Raw genomic sequence first — 14,359 nt, 5'->3', positions numbered from 1 at the left:
GCTTAGTATTTTACCACATCTTGATCTTCTTCTATGAAGGCAGAATGTAGCTCTCTGAGGGCAAGCTCACCATACTTGCTGTCAATTAGGCAGGATATTTTTATCTCGGATGTGGATATGGCCATTATGTTTATATTATTTCTGTAAAGCACTTCAAACATCTTTGCCGCTGTACCGTAAGAACTTTTCATACCTATCCCTACCACGGATATTTTTGCCACATTGTCATCTCTTACCACTTCCTGAGCACCTATCTCGGAAGCCACTTTTCTGACGATGTCTTCAGCTATTTTTGCATCAGTTTTGTTTACCGTAAAGGACATATCTGTATAGCCTTGGTGGGATACATTCTGCACTATCATATCCACCACTATGTGAGCATCACCCAAAGCTTTAAATATACTGTAGGCTATGCCCGGCTTGTCTGGTACTCTCACCACCGTGATGCGCGACTCTTTTGTGTCTAAGGTTATGGCTCTTACCGCTACCTTCTCCATAACTTCCTCCTCTGGTAGTATCCATGTTCCATCATTATCCGAAAAGGAACTCCTAACATGTATTCTTACATTGTACTTCATAGCAAACTCTATACTTCTTGCCTGCATTACCTTAGCACCCAAAGATGCCATCTCAAGCATCTCTTCGTAGGATATGCGAGATATCTTTTTAGCGTTTGGTACTATCCTTGGGTCTGCGGTGAATACCCCTTCCACATCCGTGTATATCTCACAATCCGCACCAAGGGCATGAGCGAGAACCACCGCAGAGAGGTCTGAACCTCCTCTGCCAAGAGTGGTTATCTCCCAGTCTTCTGTAACTCCCTGAAAACCTGCAACAACAGGTATATAGCCTTCATTGAGTAAATTTTTTATTCTTTGCACACCTACTTTTACAACCCTGGCTTTTGTATGCACTCCATCTGTGATAATGGGTACCTGCCACCCGCACAGACTCTTAGCAGGATACCCCATTTTGTTTAGAGTTATGGCAAACAGAGCTATAGCTTGCTGTTCGCCGGTAGATATGAGCATGTCTAACTCTCTTTCTGGTGGAAATGGGTCAATTTGTTTGGCTAAGTTTATAAGTCTGTCTGTTTCGCCTGCCATAGCGGAGGAAACGACCACAACCTTGTATCCTTGCTTTACTTTTTGTATTACTTTTTCTGCTGCACTTTCTATCCTTTCTAGGCTTCCCACCGATGTACCGCCAAACTTAACTACAAGGTTCATTTATAATATTCTACATCATGAGCAGAGAAGTTCTTAGCTATGCGGAAGAAAAGGTAGAAAAGGCAAGAGCGGTTTTGCGTGAGCTTGTCTCTCTAAACACGGAGGTAAAGAACAAAGCTCTACTTTACTGTGCAGAACTTATGCATGATAAAAGGGATTTTATAAAGGAAGAAAACGCAAAAGATGTGGAGTATGCAAAGAGTCTTGGGTTATCTTCCGCTCTTATAGACAGGCTTGTTCTGAATGACAAAAGGATAGATGGCATGATAAAAGTTCTCAAGGATGTGGCTAAATTGCCCGACCCTGTAGGAGAGATAACCAAAATGTGGACCCTTCCCAACGGCCTTAGAGTAGGTAGGATGAGAGTACCCTTGGGAGTAATATTTATCATATACGAGGCAAGGCCTAATGTGACTGTAGAAGCGGCATCTTTGTGCATGAAGTCTTCCAACGCTGTGATCCTTCGTGGTGGAAAGGAAGCCATAAACTCCAACAGAGCGCTGGTTGAAATACTAAGAGAAGCTTGCAAACAGGCAGGCTTTCCAGAAGATGCCATTCAATTCATAGACAGACCAGAAAGAGAAATCGTTTGGGAACTTTTGAAGATGGAAGGCAAAATAGATGTAGCCATTCCCAGAGGTGGTGAGAGCCTCATAAGAGCGGTTGCGGAAAACGCTCGTGTACCCGTCATAAAACACTACAAAGGTGTTTGCAACATATATGTGGATGACGAAGCGGACCTAAATAAAGCCTATCACATAGTTTACAATGCCAAAGTGCAAAGGCCATCTGTGTGCAACGCAGTGGAGAACCTCATTATCCATAGAGACATTCTTGAGGAATTTTTCCCTCGCATGGCTTACATACTGGGTAAGGCTGGTGTGGAACTCAGGTGTGATGAAGAGAGCCTGAAAGTTATAAAATCTGACCCAAGGCTCTCTTTTGTTAAGGCTATCCCTGCAAAGGAAGAGGACTACTACGAGGAGTTTCTTGACCTTATCCTTGCGGTAAAGGTGGTGGGAAGCTTAGAGGAAGCTATAGACTTTATAGAAAAGTACGGATCTAAGCACTCAGATGCCATAATAACGGAAAACTACACCAAAGCAATGAAGTTCTTAAACCAAGTGGATTCAGCGGCGGTCTATGTGAATGCATCAACACGCTTTACCGACGGCAACGAGTTTGGTTTAGGTGCGGAGATGGGTATTTCTACAGATAAAATACACGCAAGGGGACCTATGGCTCTTGAAGAGCTCACCATCCAAAAGTTTGTTATACTTGGGAACGGACAACTAAGAGACAATGTGGGTGTGCCCGAAGACATCATGAAGGATCTCTTCTGAGATAAAGTCCAGCAAGGGGTGGAAGGACTAAGGATACCGAATAGGGTCTTGAGTGAAAGGCTATGGGTTCTGTGTGAAAACCTTCTGAATCTTGGTATCCTGAGCCTCCATACTTAGTAGAGTCGCTGTTTATTATCACCTTCCAGTAGCCTTTCTCAGGCACTCCTATGCGGTAGTTGTGTCTGGGGACAGGTGTAAAGTTAAACACCGCAAGTATCATGTTATTTCCCTGACGGTCTTTTCTGAGAAAACTTATCACGCTCTGATCGCTGTCAGAAAAATCTACCCACTCAAAACCTTCAGGACTAAAGTCAAGCTCATAAAGAGCTGGGTTTTCTTTTACTACACGGTTTAGGTCTCTTACAAGCATCTGAACACCTCTGTGTGTAGGATATTCCAGAAGGAACCAATCAAGTCCTCTGTCGTGATTCCACTCATCCCACTGACCAAACTCTCCACCCATAAAGAGGAGTTTTTTACCGGGATGTGCATACATGTAAGTGAGCAAAAGTCTTAAATTAGCAAACTTCTGCCACCAATCACCGGGCATTTTGTTAATGAGTGAGCCCTTGCCATGCACCACCTCATCATGAGAAAGGGGTAGCACAAAGTTCTCTGAGAAGGCATACCAGATGCTAAAGGTGATCTTATCATGGTGGTACTTCCTGTAAATGGGGTCCTTTGAGAAGTAAAAGAGCGTGTCGTGCATCCAACCCATATTCCACTTCATACCAAAACCAAGGCCTCCTACATATGTAGGTCTTGTGACCATAGGCCAGGCGGTGGATTCTTCTGCAATGGTCTGTGTATCTGGAAAGTCCCTGTAGAGGCATTCGTTGAGCTTTTTGATGAATTCTATGGCTTCAAGATTCTCTCTTCCACCGTAAATGTTAGGTGTCCATTCACCGGGTTTCCTTGAGTAATCAAGATAGAGCATAGAAGCTACCGCATCTACTCTTATGGCATCCGCATGATACTTTTCAAGCCAAAAGTGAGCGGAACTGAGCAAAAAGGACCTAACTTCGGGCTTTGAGTAATCAAAGATGTAGCTGTGCCAGTCTGGATGGTATCTCTTCCTATAGTCTTCGTATTCGTAAAGATGTGTGCCATCAAAGTATGCCAAGGCATGCCCATCTGTAGGAAAGTGAGAAGGTACCCAATCAAGGATCACCCCTATACCCTCTTGGTGCAGTCTGTCTATAAGGTACATAAAGTCCTGAGGTGTACCGTATCGTGAGGTGGGTGCAAAGTAGCCTGTTGTCTGATAACCCCAAGAACCGTAAAAGGGGTGCTCCATAACAGGTAAGAACTCCACATGCGTAAATCCCATATACTTGGCATACTGGACAAGCTCTTGTGCAAGCTCCCTATAGCCAAGAGACTCCCAACCTTTCTTTTTCCACGAACCCAGATGCACCTCGTATATGAGCCAAGGAGCGTTTAAGGAGTTTGAAAGGTATCTGTTTTGCATCCACACATGGTCATTCCATGTGTAGCTAAGATCCCACACTACGCTTGCTGTCTTTGGTGGAACTTCAAAGAGAAAACCAAAGGGGTCTGATTTTTCAGCTGTGTATCCGCTTTTTGAGACTACAAAGTACTTATAAAGATCTCCAGCACGGGCACCCTTTACAAAACCTTCCCATATGCCAGAAGCATCTTCTCTTTTTCTGAGTGGGTTTGCACCTCTGTCCCAGTTATTAAAGCTTCCTACAACAGAAACATAAGTAGCGTTAGGTGCCCAAACTGCAAAGTAAACACCTTCCTCAAATAGATGAGCACCAAGTTTTTCGTAAAGTTTGCAGTGCGTACCTTCTTTAAATAGATAAACATCATAGTCGCTGATCATAGAGAAATTCATGCAAAAAAAATTTTAGTGTATAAAATATACAAGCATTATGGAAAAGACACAAGGAGATAAAGAAAGTCGGCTGTCTGCAATCATTGAAGAGATCTATCATTCCACACAGCATTTTGACATAGGATGTTCTCAACTTGGGTGTTTCTTGTGTGCCAAAGGTGGTAAAAGATCAGAGGAATGCCAAAGGATCAACGAAGCGGTAGTACTCCTACCTACCGAAAATACGCTCATCAAAAAGCTAAACTCTGCAGGATTTCCTGAGATAAGCGTAAACGGCTTTAATATAGGCTTTTTGGCTCCAAATCAGGACTGTCCCTTTAACAGAGACGGATTTTGTGGCATACACGGAAAACATCCCATAGACTGTAGGAGCTTTCCCATTATCCCGTCAATAAACGAAAGAGGAGATCTCATCATATCCATATCCCTCATGTGCCCTACTGTGCCTCCCTGGGACTTTGTGAAGACATGGGTTGAAAACTGGAAAAGGCTTTGGGAAATTCTGCCCGAGGAATGGTTCAGATTCTACTCCAAGGTTCCTACAAATCCAGTAAAGCCTATAGCCGTGATTGTTAAAAAACCGTAATGTTATAAATTTATTAGAATGCCCCTCGCTATTATGATCTGGGGGAAAGAGGAGGAAGAGCGCTTTTATCCAGAAAAACTCCTGTGGCTTGTAGATAACCCACACCCTCATTGGATAGAAACCGTAAGAGACAACCTCAAGATGGACTTTAAAGAAACAGGGTTTAGGCAGTTTACGACCCTACATTCCAAGTATATAATAACCGACGCCATGCTCATGTTTGGACTACAGTTTGCCCATTTGAAGGACAAGCTCCTTGAAGCCCTCAATCCAGTAAGATTGATGGTAAAAGTCAAACCCGGAAGCTTTCTCGGTATGAGCCATCACTTTTTGGGAGCACCTTTTGAGGTTGAGTGCGATGAGGTCCTCAGAGAGTTTTTGCTTTCCGCAAGAAGATTTCTTGAAGAAGGTGGATTTGGACTTGATGTTCTTGTTATATCCCACAATCCCTACATAGAGGACCTCCTTATGAGTAATCTGGAGAGGATAAGAGGTTTAAAGTACAGGTTTTACAGCGCAGGTGGAGGAGTTTAAAATGTTTATAAAGGGGGGATGTTATGGTAGGCATAAAAGGGATCACTTTATTGGGAGTCATTTATTGGACATATTTTTCCTTTGCCCTTCCAGATGAGGATCACCTTCTTATTACCGCTCTTAGCTTTATGGATAGAGGCTACAGGTTTGGGTCTGACAGCTCCTACGCTATGGACTGCTCTGCCTTTGTTCAGAAGGTTTTCCGCATAAACGGAATAGAACTGCCAAGGTCTACAAGGGAGCAGGCTCAATACGGTAAGCCTGTAAAAAGGGAAGACATAAAGCCCGGAGACCTTCTCTTTTTTAGAACTTACGCACCATATCCTTCGCATGTAGGTATATACATAGGTAATGGCAAGATGATACACGCATCTACCACGCAGGGTATAGTAATAAGTAGGATAGACGAACCCTATTGGAAAACGAGGTTTTTGTTTGCCAGAAGGGTCCTAAAGGAACAAAACCAAGAAGATGATATAAAGGATATCATTTTGGAGAGCTTGAGAGACAAGTTTTAGAGTGAGTATTAAAAATTTTCAAGAGCTCATCTTTACATTTTTGTAAGTCTGTACAATCAACCGTATAAAGGGGTTTTCTAATAAGCTTGTATCTCTTATCGTAATGTGCCTCCATAAGAAACTTCACCAACTCTTCGTATCTTCTTTCTTCCAACATACACAATGCCTGAGCAAAACCTTCTTCCCCCAGATACCTTTTTATTTTTCCAAGAGCCACCCTTACATCCTCTTCCCACCCTTCCTCAAGGGTATACTCTTCCAAGATGTTCCTTATCCTGTTTTCCATGCTGTTGGTAAGTTCTACAAACACGCCCTCCTCTTTCTTTTTCCAAAGCGCATCAGGTATGTGTATGTTTCCTATGCATCTGCTCTCATCTTCCACAAAAGCGTAAGGTCCGCTTAAACTTCTTATGTTTTCGTAAAGTAAGGCATCAAACATTTTTTGAGAGATCCTCGTCTTTTTGCCCACCTTACCAAACACAGAGCCACGATCCTGAGCCAGATCCTCAAGGTCTATCACAGGTACACCTTCTTCCCTTAAGAGCCTTAGCACTTTACTTTTCCCCACACCCGTCTTTCCAGTAAGCACGATAAAGTTTATACTTTTTAGCCTTTCCTCCATGTCCTGAAGGATAAACTCTCTGTAGGCTCTGTATCCACCTCTTAGTCTTATTACTTGTATTCCTACAGAAGAGAGCGCTTTACACAGCTCTAAGCTTCTAAGTCCTCCACGCCAGCAATAAACCACTACATGTTTGTGAACCCTTTTGAGCTGTCTAAAACTTTCAAACAATTTCTGTAGCTTACTGTTGGCTATGGAGTATCCCAGCTGTTTAGCTTTCTCTACGCCTTCCTTTCTGTAAATGTAGCCTATGAGAAACTTCTCATCATCCTCAAAGAGGGGAATGTTTATTGCACCAGGTATATGAAACTGAGCGTACTCGGAGGGACTCCTTATATCCACTATTACCTTCTCATCAAGATTAATAAGCTCACAGGCAGAGATCTCTACCATTACCTTAATCCTATTTGGTATATCTTACTAATATACTCACTCACCATCCTGTGGGTGTTAAAGTATGGACCTACAGTAGCTATACTGTTTTCCATCATATGAACCCACTCGTCCTTGTTTGTATAATACATGGGAAGGATCACATAAGCGAGCTTTCCGTATATATCTTCTAAATCTTCCTCATCGTTAGATTCGGACATATCAAGCCAGTGGGGTTTGGGTCCTATGCCCCATCCGTTTATACCTTCTATACCACCCTCAAGCCACCATCCATCCCAAGTGGAGAAGTTGATAACTCCGTTCATGGCAGCTTTCATACCGCTGGTTCCACATGCCTCGTAAGGTCTTTTGGGATTGTTTAGCCATACATCACAACCAGAAACTAAGAGTTTTGCCATATCTATGCTGTAGTTTTCAAGGAAGGCTATTTTTAGCTTGTTGGTTCTCCCTTTTACTGTTTTTATCTTTGAGATGATGTCGGCGATCATCTCCTTACCCATGGTGTCCTTGGGATGTGCTTTACCTGCAAAAACTATCTGCACATCTCCAAAGTGTTCTGCAATGTATATCAATCTGTCAATATCCTTCAGGATAAGGTTGTTTCTTTTGTAAGCGGTTATCCTCCTTGCTATTCCTATGGTTAGCACATCGTCGCTGAAGCCTGCGTCAGTGTTTTTGTTTATGTAGTTTATAAGTTCATTCTTTATCTTGTTGTGTTTTTTTAGGATAAGCTCAGAGGGTATTCTGTAAACTTGGTTCAGTAAAATGGGATTATCATCCCAGCCGGGTATGTACTCGTCAAAGAGTTCTTTGATCTCTGGATGTATCCACCTTTTGTGGTATACACCGTTTGTGACATAGTCAAGCTCACACTTAGCATTTATACCCTGGAATATCCTCTGCGATACAAACATGTGTTTGTAAGATACTGCATTAGCCTTACAAGAGTATTTGAAAGCAAGGGCAGACAGATTTAAAAAGCCATCTATAGCTTCCTCATCCCAGTTTATGTGATCGTACATTTTTAACTCTTCTTTTATCATGTCTATGGGGAATTTGTCGTGACCAGCTTCAACGGGCGTGTGTGTGGTAAAGACACATTTGTTTCTCACCTTCTCCACATCTTTTAACTCCCTTAGGAGCTCTACCACAAGAAGGGCAGAGTGACTTTCGTTTTGGTGATACACACCTATGTTGTATCCCAGAGCTTTGAGCACTCTGTATCCTCCTATTCCTAAAAGTATTTCCTGTCTGAGTCTGTAGAGTCCATCGTCAAAGTATAATCTTTCGTTGAGCTTTCTTATATCTGGATCGTTCTGAGGAAGGTCAGCATCAAGAAATATAACTTTTATTTCCCCCTTACCTCTTATCGTGTACTCCCACGCTCGAACCTTTTGTTTCCTTTCTCCAAAATAGACTTCAACTTCTGCATCTATGGGTTTTAGTATCTTTTTGTAGTCCCAAAAAGCATCAAAGTCCAGTTGCATCCCGTGTGGCGTTATCTTCTGAAGAGTGTAGCCTTTTTTGTAAAGGAGCGTTATACAGACCGCTGGTATGCCAAGGTCAGCAAAGGAATAGAGGGTATCACCTATTAGGGTGCCAAGACCACCGCTGTATGTGGGTATCCTGTCCTCAAGCCCTAATTCCATTACAAAGTAAGCTATCATATCCTAAGTCCTGCAGAGTATATCTTAACAAAGTACTCGCTCACCATTCTGTAGGTGTTAAAGTATGGACCTACTGTAGCTATACTGTTTTTCATCATTTTAACCCACTCATCCTGATGGTTGTAGTATAGGGGAAGTATCAGGTGCTGAAGCTTTCCGTATATATCTTCTAAATCTTCCTCATCGTTAGATTCGGACATATCAAGCCAGTGTGGTTTGGGTCCTATGCCCCATCCGTTTATACCTTCTATACCACCCTCAAGCCACCAGCCATCCCAAGTGGAGAAGTTGATAACTCCGTTCATGGAAGCTTTCATACCGCTGGTTCCACATGCCTCGTAAGGTCTTTTGGGATTGTTTAGCCACACATCACAACCAGAAACTAAGAGCTTTGCTACATGTATGCCGTAATTCTCTATAAAAACCATTCTAAGATCTTTTGTTCTACTTTTCGTGTAGTTTATTTTGTCGTTTATATCTTTGACAATGGCTTTCCCTTCCTCATCTGCAGGATGAGCTTTTCCTGCAAAGACCACCTGTAGACCGCCAAACCTTTCTGCTATCCTTATTAATCTCTCTATGTCTCTTAAAATAAGGTTGTTTCTTTTGTAAGCGGTTATCCTCCTTGCTATACACAACACAGGACATTCAGGTATAAAACTTGCATCGTAGTTTTTGTTTATAAAGTTGATAAGTTTTTCTTTGGCTTCCAAATGAGCGTTGAGAAGTTCTATGGAAGGTATGTCGTATGCTTGTTTGAGCAGTGCAGGGTTGTCATCCCAGCCGGGTAAGTATCTGTCATAAATATCCTTTAACTCCTCACACACCCAACGCTTGTGGTAAACGCCATTGGTAATGTAGTCCACTTCTCTAAAATGGTAGCTTCTCTTTGTTATAAACCTGTGTCTGAGAGATACCGCATTTACTATAGAGCTATATCTGGCACTCAGAAGAGAGAGATCAAGCTCGTTGCCGTCTGTGGCTTCCTTTTCCCACTCAACACCATCGTAAAGTTTAAGATAGCCTTTAACCATGTTCAGAGGAAAGCTATCGTGACCAACTGGCAAAGATGTGTGTGTAGTAAAGACTACTTTTTTTCTGACCTCCTCCGCATTCTTGCTGTCTTTTAAAAGCTCAAAAAGTAGAAAGGCGGAATGGCTTTCGTTTATGTGGTAAAGGCTTATCTCATACCCAAGCGCTTTGAGTACCCTGTAGCCTCCTATACCGAGGACTATCTCCTGTATTAGCCTTTTTTCTCTGTCGCTGTAATAGAGCCTCTGAAAAGCTTCTCTTACTATCTGGTCGTTGCTCTCAATGTCCCCATCAAGGAATATCACCTTTATGTTTCTCTTTCCCTTTACCATATACTCCCAAGCTCTGAGCTTTTGCTTCCTATCACCTAAAGGCAATTCCACCTCAACGGAAAGAGGTTTTAACACCTCGGAGTAATCCCATTCATCTTCAAGGTCTATCTGTCTACCATCTTTACCTATCTTTTGGTAAACATAGCCTTTTTTGTAAAGGAGCGTTATACAAACCGCTGGTATGCCAAGGTCAGCAAATGAGTAAAGCGTATCACCAATAAGCGTGCCCAATCCCCCACTGTAAGTAGGTATGTTTTCGTCTAAGCCTACTTCCATTACGAAATAAGCTATCATGTGAGAATATATTTTAACGCATGAGATTTATAAACACGGATTTGACTTGTAGGCTTGATAGTCTGCCGTGGTGCAGATTTCACACTGTGTTTGTGTTGGCTTTAGGTATTACATGGGTGCTTGATGCCTTTGAGATAGTCATAGTAAGTGCTGTGTTAAAGCCCATGTCTTTGTCTCTTGGTTTTGCACCTTGGCAGAGTTCCCTGATGGTAAGCGGTTTTCTGTTGGGTGCTATTTTGGGATCCCTTCTCTTTGGGTATCTGGCAGACAGATACGGCAGGAAAAAGATATTTCTTATAACACTGCTTCTTTATTCTCTTGGTACATTTTTGACGGGCTTTGCCAACAGTTTTGAGACCGCTTTCTTTTTTAGAGTGCTTGCGGGTGCTGGGATAGGAGGAGAGTTTTCTGCTATACACTCTGCAGTGGATGAGTTTATACCATCAAGGCACAGAGGTAAGGTGGATGGGATCATCTCATCTCTTTGGAACTTGGGAAGTATAATGGCATCCTTGAGTGCAGGTTTTCTCCTTTCCCTTTTTGATGAGAGCTTTGCGTGGCGCTTTGCTTTCTTATTGGGTGGTGCGCTGGCACTTCTTATTATCTTTGTTAGGTTTGCAGTACCTGAATCTCCCCGTTGGCTCCTATCAAAGGGTAGAATTGACCAAGCGGAGAGAATAGTCCAAGAGCTTGAAAAGAAGGCAGGTGGTAGGTATAGTCAAGACTCATGCTCTATTCCAATATTTGAAGGAAGTATCCTTGATGCTACAAAGCTGATCCTTTCACGCTACAGATGGCGCTTTCTCTTTAGTTCCTCCATGAGTATAACCATACTTGCCACATACTACGGTATGATCACTCTCATCCCTGTTAGCTTTCATCTGAGCTCTGAAGACATTCCCAGAATACTCCTTGTGGGAAGTGTGGGTGGTCTAATAGGTGGCATACTGGTTGCCTTGGCGAGTGATGTTTTAGGACGCAAGATAACCGGCACTTTTGTTAGTTTCATGTCCTTTCTCCTTTCATTACTGTTTCTACTGAGCTTTAATTTTGATCTTACCTATCTTATTTACTCATTTTTTGCCTTTTCTTTTGCTTCTGTGGCTTATGTGTCCGCTACAGAGATATACCCTTCTTATCTTAGAGCTTATGCCATTGGGCTAATTTCTGTGATGGGAAGGTTGGCTGGAGCCATTTCGCCTATTGTTCTCGTTAGCTTAGCTTCTGCAAGTTATACTTACGGTATTATAGGCTTATCCATACTTTGGTTTTTTGGTTTTGTGTCTTTCCTAATTTGGTCCATAATGGGCTTAGAAGCAAAGGGAAAGGCAATAGAGGAAATAACAAGTTAAAAAATAACTCAGCTTATACTTACTGTTAAGGAACCTCTGAAATTCTTCTACAATACGAAAAACATCCTTCAGTACTGTTTTTTCCGCTCTTGAGAGAGCACTGGGATTTATATAATTAGTAGGTTCTCTACCCTTTGACAGCTCATCTGCTTGAAATTTCAGGCGGATTGCAATAAGAAATTTATAAGCATCTGCTAAGTCCTTAGCGAAACTTTCGGAAATTACACCTGTTGAAGACAGTTCCTTTAGTCTTTCAAAAGTGTTGGTAGAACTTATCCTATGTTCAAGAGCCAAAACGCGCACGCCGTGTACCAAAGGAAAAATCCCACGTGCCTTTATGTCAAACTCCCCTTTGTGAAAACCCGTTTTTTCCACTACAAAGTCCCTGAAAAAGCCCAAAGGCACCCTAAACCTCAGCACTTGACTTGCCAAAAAGGAAAGGAAAACTTTGTTGTCGCTCGCCTTTTTGAATATGTAATCTCTTAACTCTTGTTCTAACCACTCAGACCCAAAGACGGTCCTCAGGTCAAGGAAAACGGACAAATAAATGGTATGCTCACCCTTTGGGTTTTCAATCCAACGGTCTATCTGCACGATCCATTCTTTCAAACTCCTTCTCCACACAGGGTTTGAAAGCATTACCTTTCCCGGACATGGAGGAAAACCTATCTTAAGAAGGTTTTTGGCGTATCTCTCCGAAAAATCTTTAAAGTAATCATCTACCGAAAGGTCCAACATGGGTACATCTTCGTACACTAAAGCGTTGTCCTGATCAGTTTTCAGGCTTTGTTCCCTTCTTCCTTCGCTTCCGAGCACCAACACGCTAAAGGCTGTAGGTGGTTCCATTCCTATCTCTTTTATAGTAAGAAAAACAAGTCTTTGCATGATCCTGTCGCTCAGTTCGGATATGTACCTGCCAATAAGCTCTGGGTCTGTGCCCTGTTTTGTATATTCTATTACCGCCTTATACATAAGAGAGTATGCGTAAGCTATCTCTTCTGTGCTTTTCGCCTTGTTTATGTATTTTGCTAGGAACGGAATGTTTTGGCTTTCGTGATGTATAATGTCCTTGTCTTCAAGTACTCCTACTATTTTATCCTTATCTTTTACTCCTAACCTTCTTATGTTGTGCCTTGTCATCAAAAGTAGAGCATCAAACAGAAAAGCGTCCATATGTATGTATATCAAAGGAAATGAAGCTACATCTTTTGCCCTGGTATATTTGGGATCAAGATCTTTTGCAAATACCCTTTTGATAATATCCCTTTCCGTTATTATACCTATTACATTTTCATCAATTACCAATGCAAAGCTAAGGTCTTCTTCAACCATCTTAAGAATCACTTGGTAGACTGACTCTTGCCCATCTACAAACAGTGGTGGGGAAAGCTTTAAGTGTCTTATAGGTAGGTTGATCCACATATCAAACCCTGTACTTAATTGAGGCTTTTCTTTACGAACTCTCTCAATAAGCTTTTTAGTGTAAAAGTTTCTCAGTTCTTCGTAATCATTCAAAAATCTTAAAAATATTCTTTTGTGTATCATAAAAAGGATGGTGTCCTCAATGGCTACAGCTTTTGAAGAAGGGGGAACATTTTCCAAAAGGGATAAGTAATCAAAACTATCACCTTCCTGAAGATAATCAACGACTGCACTATCTTTTTTTAAAACTACCGCTCCTTTTCTTATTACATACAAAAACTCAAGGGGAGAGCTACCCTCTTCAAATATAGTTTCACCTTTGGAGTAGTATCTGACCATTATGTTAGAACTTAGCCGCTTTATATCCTCCTCCGAAAGTCTGTCAAAGGGATAAGTTTCTTTAAAGAACCTCTCAGGGTCAAGCATTTTATCTTCTGTTAAAAGAAGCTCGCCTTTCGGCGAGCCTCTGTTTTATTCTGCTCCTATACCTAAGTAAGTTCTTACCTTTTCCTCCTCGTACTTTCTTTCAGCCTCTTCTTCCTTAGTTAACAGTGAGACTATTATGCCTATAAGGAAAGATGCAGGCATAGATACAAGGGCAGGATTCTTCCAAGGGAATATGGGTGCAGGATTTTTAAGTACATCAACCCATACTGTGGGACTGAGAATTATAAGGATCACTGCCAAGAACGTACCAGTCAGTATACTGGCGACCGCACCCGCAGTAGTAAACTTCCTCCAGAATATGGACATGACCAAGGGTGGAAAGTTAGCGCTCGCAGCAATAGCAAAAGCGAGTCCTACCATAAAGGCTACATTTTGACCTTTAAAGAGAATACCCAAAATGATGGCAAGCACACCGAGTATTAAAGTAGCTATCTTAGCAACCTTCACTTCTTCTTCTTCTGAAGAGCGTCCTCCCCTTACCACATTCACATAAAGGTCATGAGACAATGTAGAGGCACCTGCTAAGGTAAGACCTGCAACAACTGCAAGTATGGTAGCAAAGGCTACCGCTGCAATAAATCCAAGAAAAACAGTACCTCCAACCGCTTCCGCAAGCAATGGAGCTGCCATGTGAGACTGTTTAAAAAATAGCAAAAAAGCTCCCCACAATGGGGAGATAATATTAGAATGAGAAACAAAAAACACAAACAGATCGTAAAGTTCATAG

The 14,359-nt window shown here is 42.0% G+C and carries 12 protein-coding genes; 5 read left to right on the top strand and 7 right to left on the bottom strand.

Annotated features, from left to right (window positions below):
- Positions 1-2: 2 nt before the first annotated feature.
- On the bottom strand, positions 3-1,229 hold the full coding sequence (locus CP948_RS05180; protein WP_096602060.1) for an aspartate kinase: 1,227 nt from the start codon (positions 1,227-1,229) through the stop codon (positions 3-5).
- 17 nt (positions 1,230-1,246) lie between these two features.
- Between CP948_RS05180 and CP948_RS05175 the strand changes: the two genes are divergently transcribed.
- Positions 1,247-2,572 (top strand): glutamate-5-semialdehyde dehydrogenase, encoded by a 1,326-nt coding sequence (locus CP948_RS05175; RefSeq protein WP_096602057.1) that lies wholly within the window; start codon positions 1,247-1,249, stop codon positions 2,570-2,572.
- Here the strand turns inward: CP948_RS05175 and glgB are convergent.
- The gene (glgB, locus tag CP948_RS05170; protein ID WP_245810093.1) at positions 2,553-4,421 is read right to left on the bottom strand and encodes a 1,4-alpha-glucan branching protein GlgB; all 1,869 of its coding nucleotides are present in this window, start codon (positions 4,419-4,421) and stop codon (positions 2,553-2,555) included. The genes CP948_RS05175 and glgB overlap by 20 nt on opposite strands.
- A gap of 49 nt (positions 4,422-4,470) precedes the next feature.
- Here glgB and CP948_RS05165 point away from each other — a divergent pair, with 49 nt between their 5' ends.
- From CP948_RS05165 to CP948_RS05155, 3 genes are read left to right on the top strand one after another with little or no spacing between them, the layout of a single operon-like run.
- Complete coding sequence (locus CP948_RS05165) at positions 4,471-5,019, top strand: hypothetical protein (RefSeq protein WP_096602051.1); 549 nt, start codon at positions 4,471-4,473, stop codon at positions 5,017-5,019.
- 33 nt (positions 5,020-5,052) lie between these two features.
- Positions 5,053-5,553, top strand: coding sequence for a hypothetical protein (locus CP948_RS05160; protein WP_245810092.1), 501 nt, complete (start codon positions 5,053-5,055; stop codon positions 5,551-5,553).
- A gap of 23 nt (positions 5,554-5,576) precedes the next feature.
- On the top strand, positions 5,577-6,071 hold the full coding sequence (locus tag CP948_RS05155; RefSeq protein ID WP_096602045.1) for a C40 family peptidase: 495 nt from the start codon (positions 5,577-5,579) through the stop codon (positions 6,069-6,071).
- Here the strand turns inward: CP948_RS05155 and mnmH are convergent.
- From mnmH to glgP (CP948_RS05140), 3 genes are read right to left on the bottom strand one after another with little or no spacing between them, the layout of a single operon-like run.
- Positions 6,040-7,086, bottom strand: coding sequence for a tRNA 2-selenouridine(34) synthase MnmH (mnmH, locus tag CP948_RS05150; RefSeq protein WP_096602042.1), 1,047 nt, complete (start codon positions 7,084-7,086; stop codon positions 6,040-6,042). The genes CP948_RS05155 and mnmH overlap by 32 nt on opposite strands.
- Entirely contained in the window at positions 7,086-8,753 is a 1,668-nt protein-coding gene (gene glgP / locus CP948_RS05145) for an alpha-glucan family phosphorylase (protein WP_096602039.1), read from the bottom strand. The genes mnmH and glgP (CP948_RS05145) overlap by 1 nt, the downstream gene beginning before the upstream one ends.
- The gene (gene glgP, locus CP948_RS05140) at positions 8,750-10,411 is read right to left on the bottom strand and encodes an alpha-glucan family phosphorylase (RefSeq protein ID WP_096602036.1); all 1,662 of its coding nucleotides are present in this window, start codon (positions 10,409-10,411) and stop codon (positions 8,750-8,752) included. The genes glgP (CP948_RS05145) and glgP (CP948_RS05140) overlap by 4 nt, the downstream gene beginning before the upstream one ends.
- Positions 10,412-10,431: 20 nt before the next feature.
- Between glgP (CP948_RS05140) and CP948_RS05135 the strand changes: the two genes are divergently transcribed.
- Positions 10,432-11,763: an MFS transporter gene (locus CP948_RS05135; RefSeq protein WP_096602031.1), complete on the top strand. Its 1,332-nt coding sequence runs from the start codon at positions 10,432-10,434 to the stop codon at positions 11,761-11,763.
- On the opposite strand, the gene CP948_RS05130 is transcribed toward CP948_RS05135, so the two are convergent.
- Both CP948_RS05130 and CP948_RS05125 read right to left on the bottom strand, forming a co-directional pair.
- Complete coding sequence (locus tag CP948_RS05130) at positions 11,722-13,611, bottom strand: putative nucleotidyltransferase substrate binding domain-containing protein (RefSeq protein ID WP_096602028.1); 1,890 nt, start codon at positions 13,609-13,611, stop codon at positions 11,722-11,724. The genes CP948_RS05135 and CP948_RS05130 overlap by 42 nt on opposite strands.
- 45 nt (positions 13,612-13,656) lie before the next feature.
- Positions 13,657-14,359: sodium:solute symporter family transporter (locus CP948_RS05125; RefSeq protein WP_425479807.1), on the bottom strand; the 703-nt coding region annotated here is incomplete at its 5' end.

It is taken from the genome of Hydrogenobacter hydrogenophilus, from assembly GCF_900215655.1.
Lineage (GTDB): Bacteria > Aquificota > Aquificia > Aquificales > Aquificaceae > Hydrogenobacter > Hydrogenobacter hydrogenophilus.
This window is presented reverse-complemented; position numbering and strand designations above follow the sequence as displayed.

What these genes read in the sequence shown, in the direction of transcription:
- CP948_RS05175 (WP_096602057.1), top strand. Translation starts at nt 1,247, where the DNA reads ATGAGCAGAGAAGTTCTTAGCTATGCGGAAGAAAAGGTAGAAAAGGCA.
- glgB (WP_245810093.1), bottom strand. Translation starts at nt 4,421, where the DNA reads ATGATCAGCGACTATGATGTTTATCTATTTAAAGAAGGTACGCACTGC.
- glgP (WP_096602036.1), bottom strand. Translation starts at nt 10,411, where the DNA reads ATGATAGCTTATTTCGTAATGGAAGTAGGCTTAGACGAAAACATACCT.
- CP948_RS05135 (WP_096602031.1), top strand. Translation starts at nt 10,432, where the DNA reads ATGAGATTTATAAACACGGATTTGACTTGTAGGCTTGATAGTCTGCCG.
- CP948_RS05165 (WP_096602051.1), top strand. Translation starts at nt 4,471, where the DNA reads ATGGAAAAGACACAAGGAGATAAAGAAAGTCGGCTGTCTGCAATCATT.
- CP948_RS05180 (WP_096602060.1), bottom strand. Translation starts at nt 1,229, where the DNA reads ATGAACCTTGTAGTTAAGTTTGGCGGTACATCGGTGGGAAGCCTAGAA.
- CP948_RS05160 (WP_245810092.1), top strand. Translation starts at nt 5,053, where the DNA reads ATGATCTGGGGGAAAGAGGAGGAAGAGCGCTTTTATCCAGAAAAACTC.
- mnmH (WP_096602042.1), bottom strand. Translation starts at nt 7,086, where the DNA reads ATGGTAGAGATCTCTGCCTGTGAGCTTATTAATCTTGATGAGAAGGTA.
- CP948_RS05155 (WP_096602045.1), top strand. Translation starts at nt 5,577, where the DNA reads ATGGTAGGCATAAAAGGGATCACTTTATTGGGAGTCATTTATTGGACA.
- glgP (WP_096602039.1), bottom strand. Translation starts at nt 8,753, where the DNA reads ATGATAGCTTACTTTGTAATGGAATTAGGGCTTGAGGACAGGATACCC.
- CP948_RS05130 (WP_096602028.1), bottom strand. Translation starts at nt 13,611, where the DNA reads ATGCTTGACCCTGAGAGGTTCTTTAAAGAAACTTATCCCTTTGACAGA.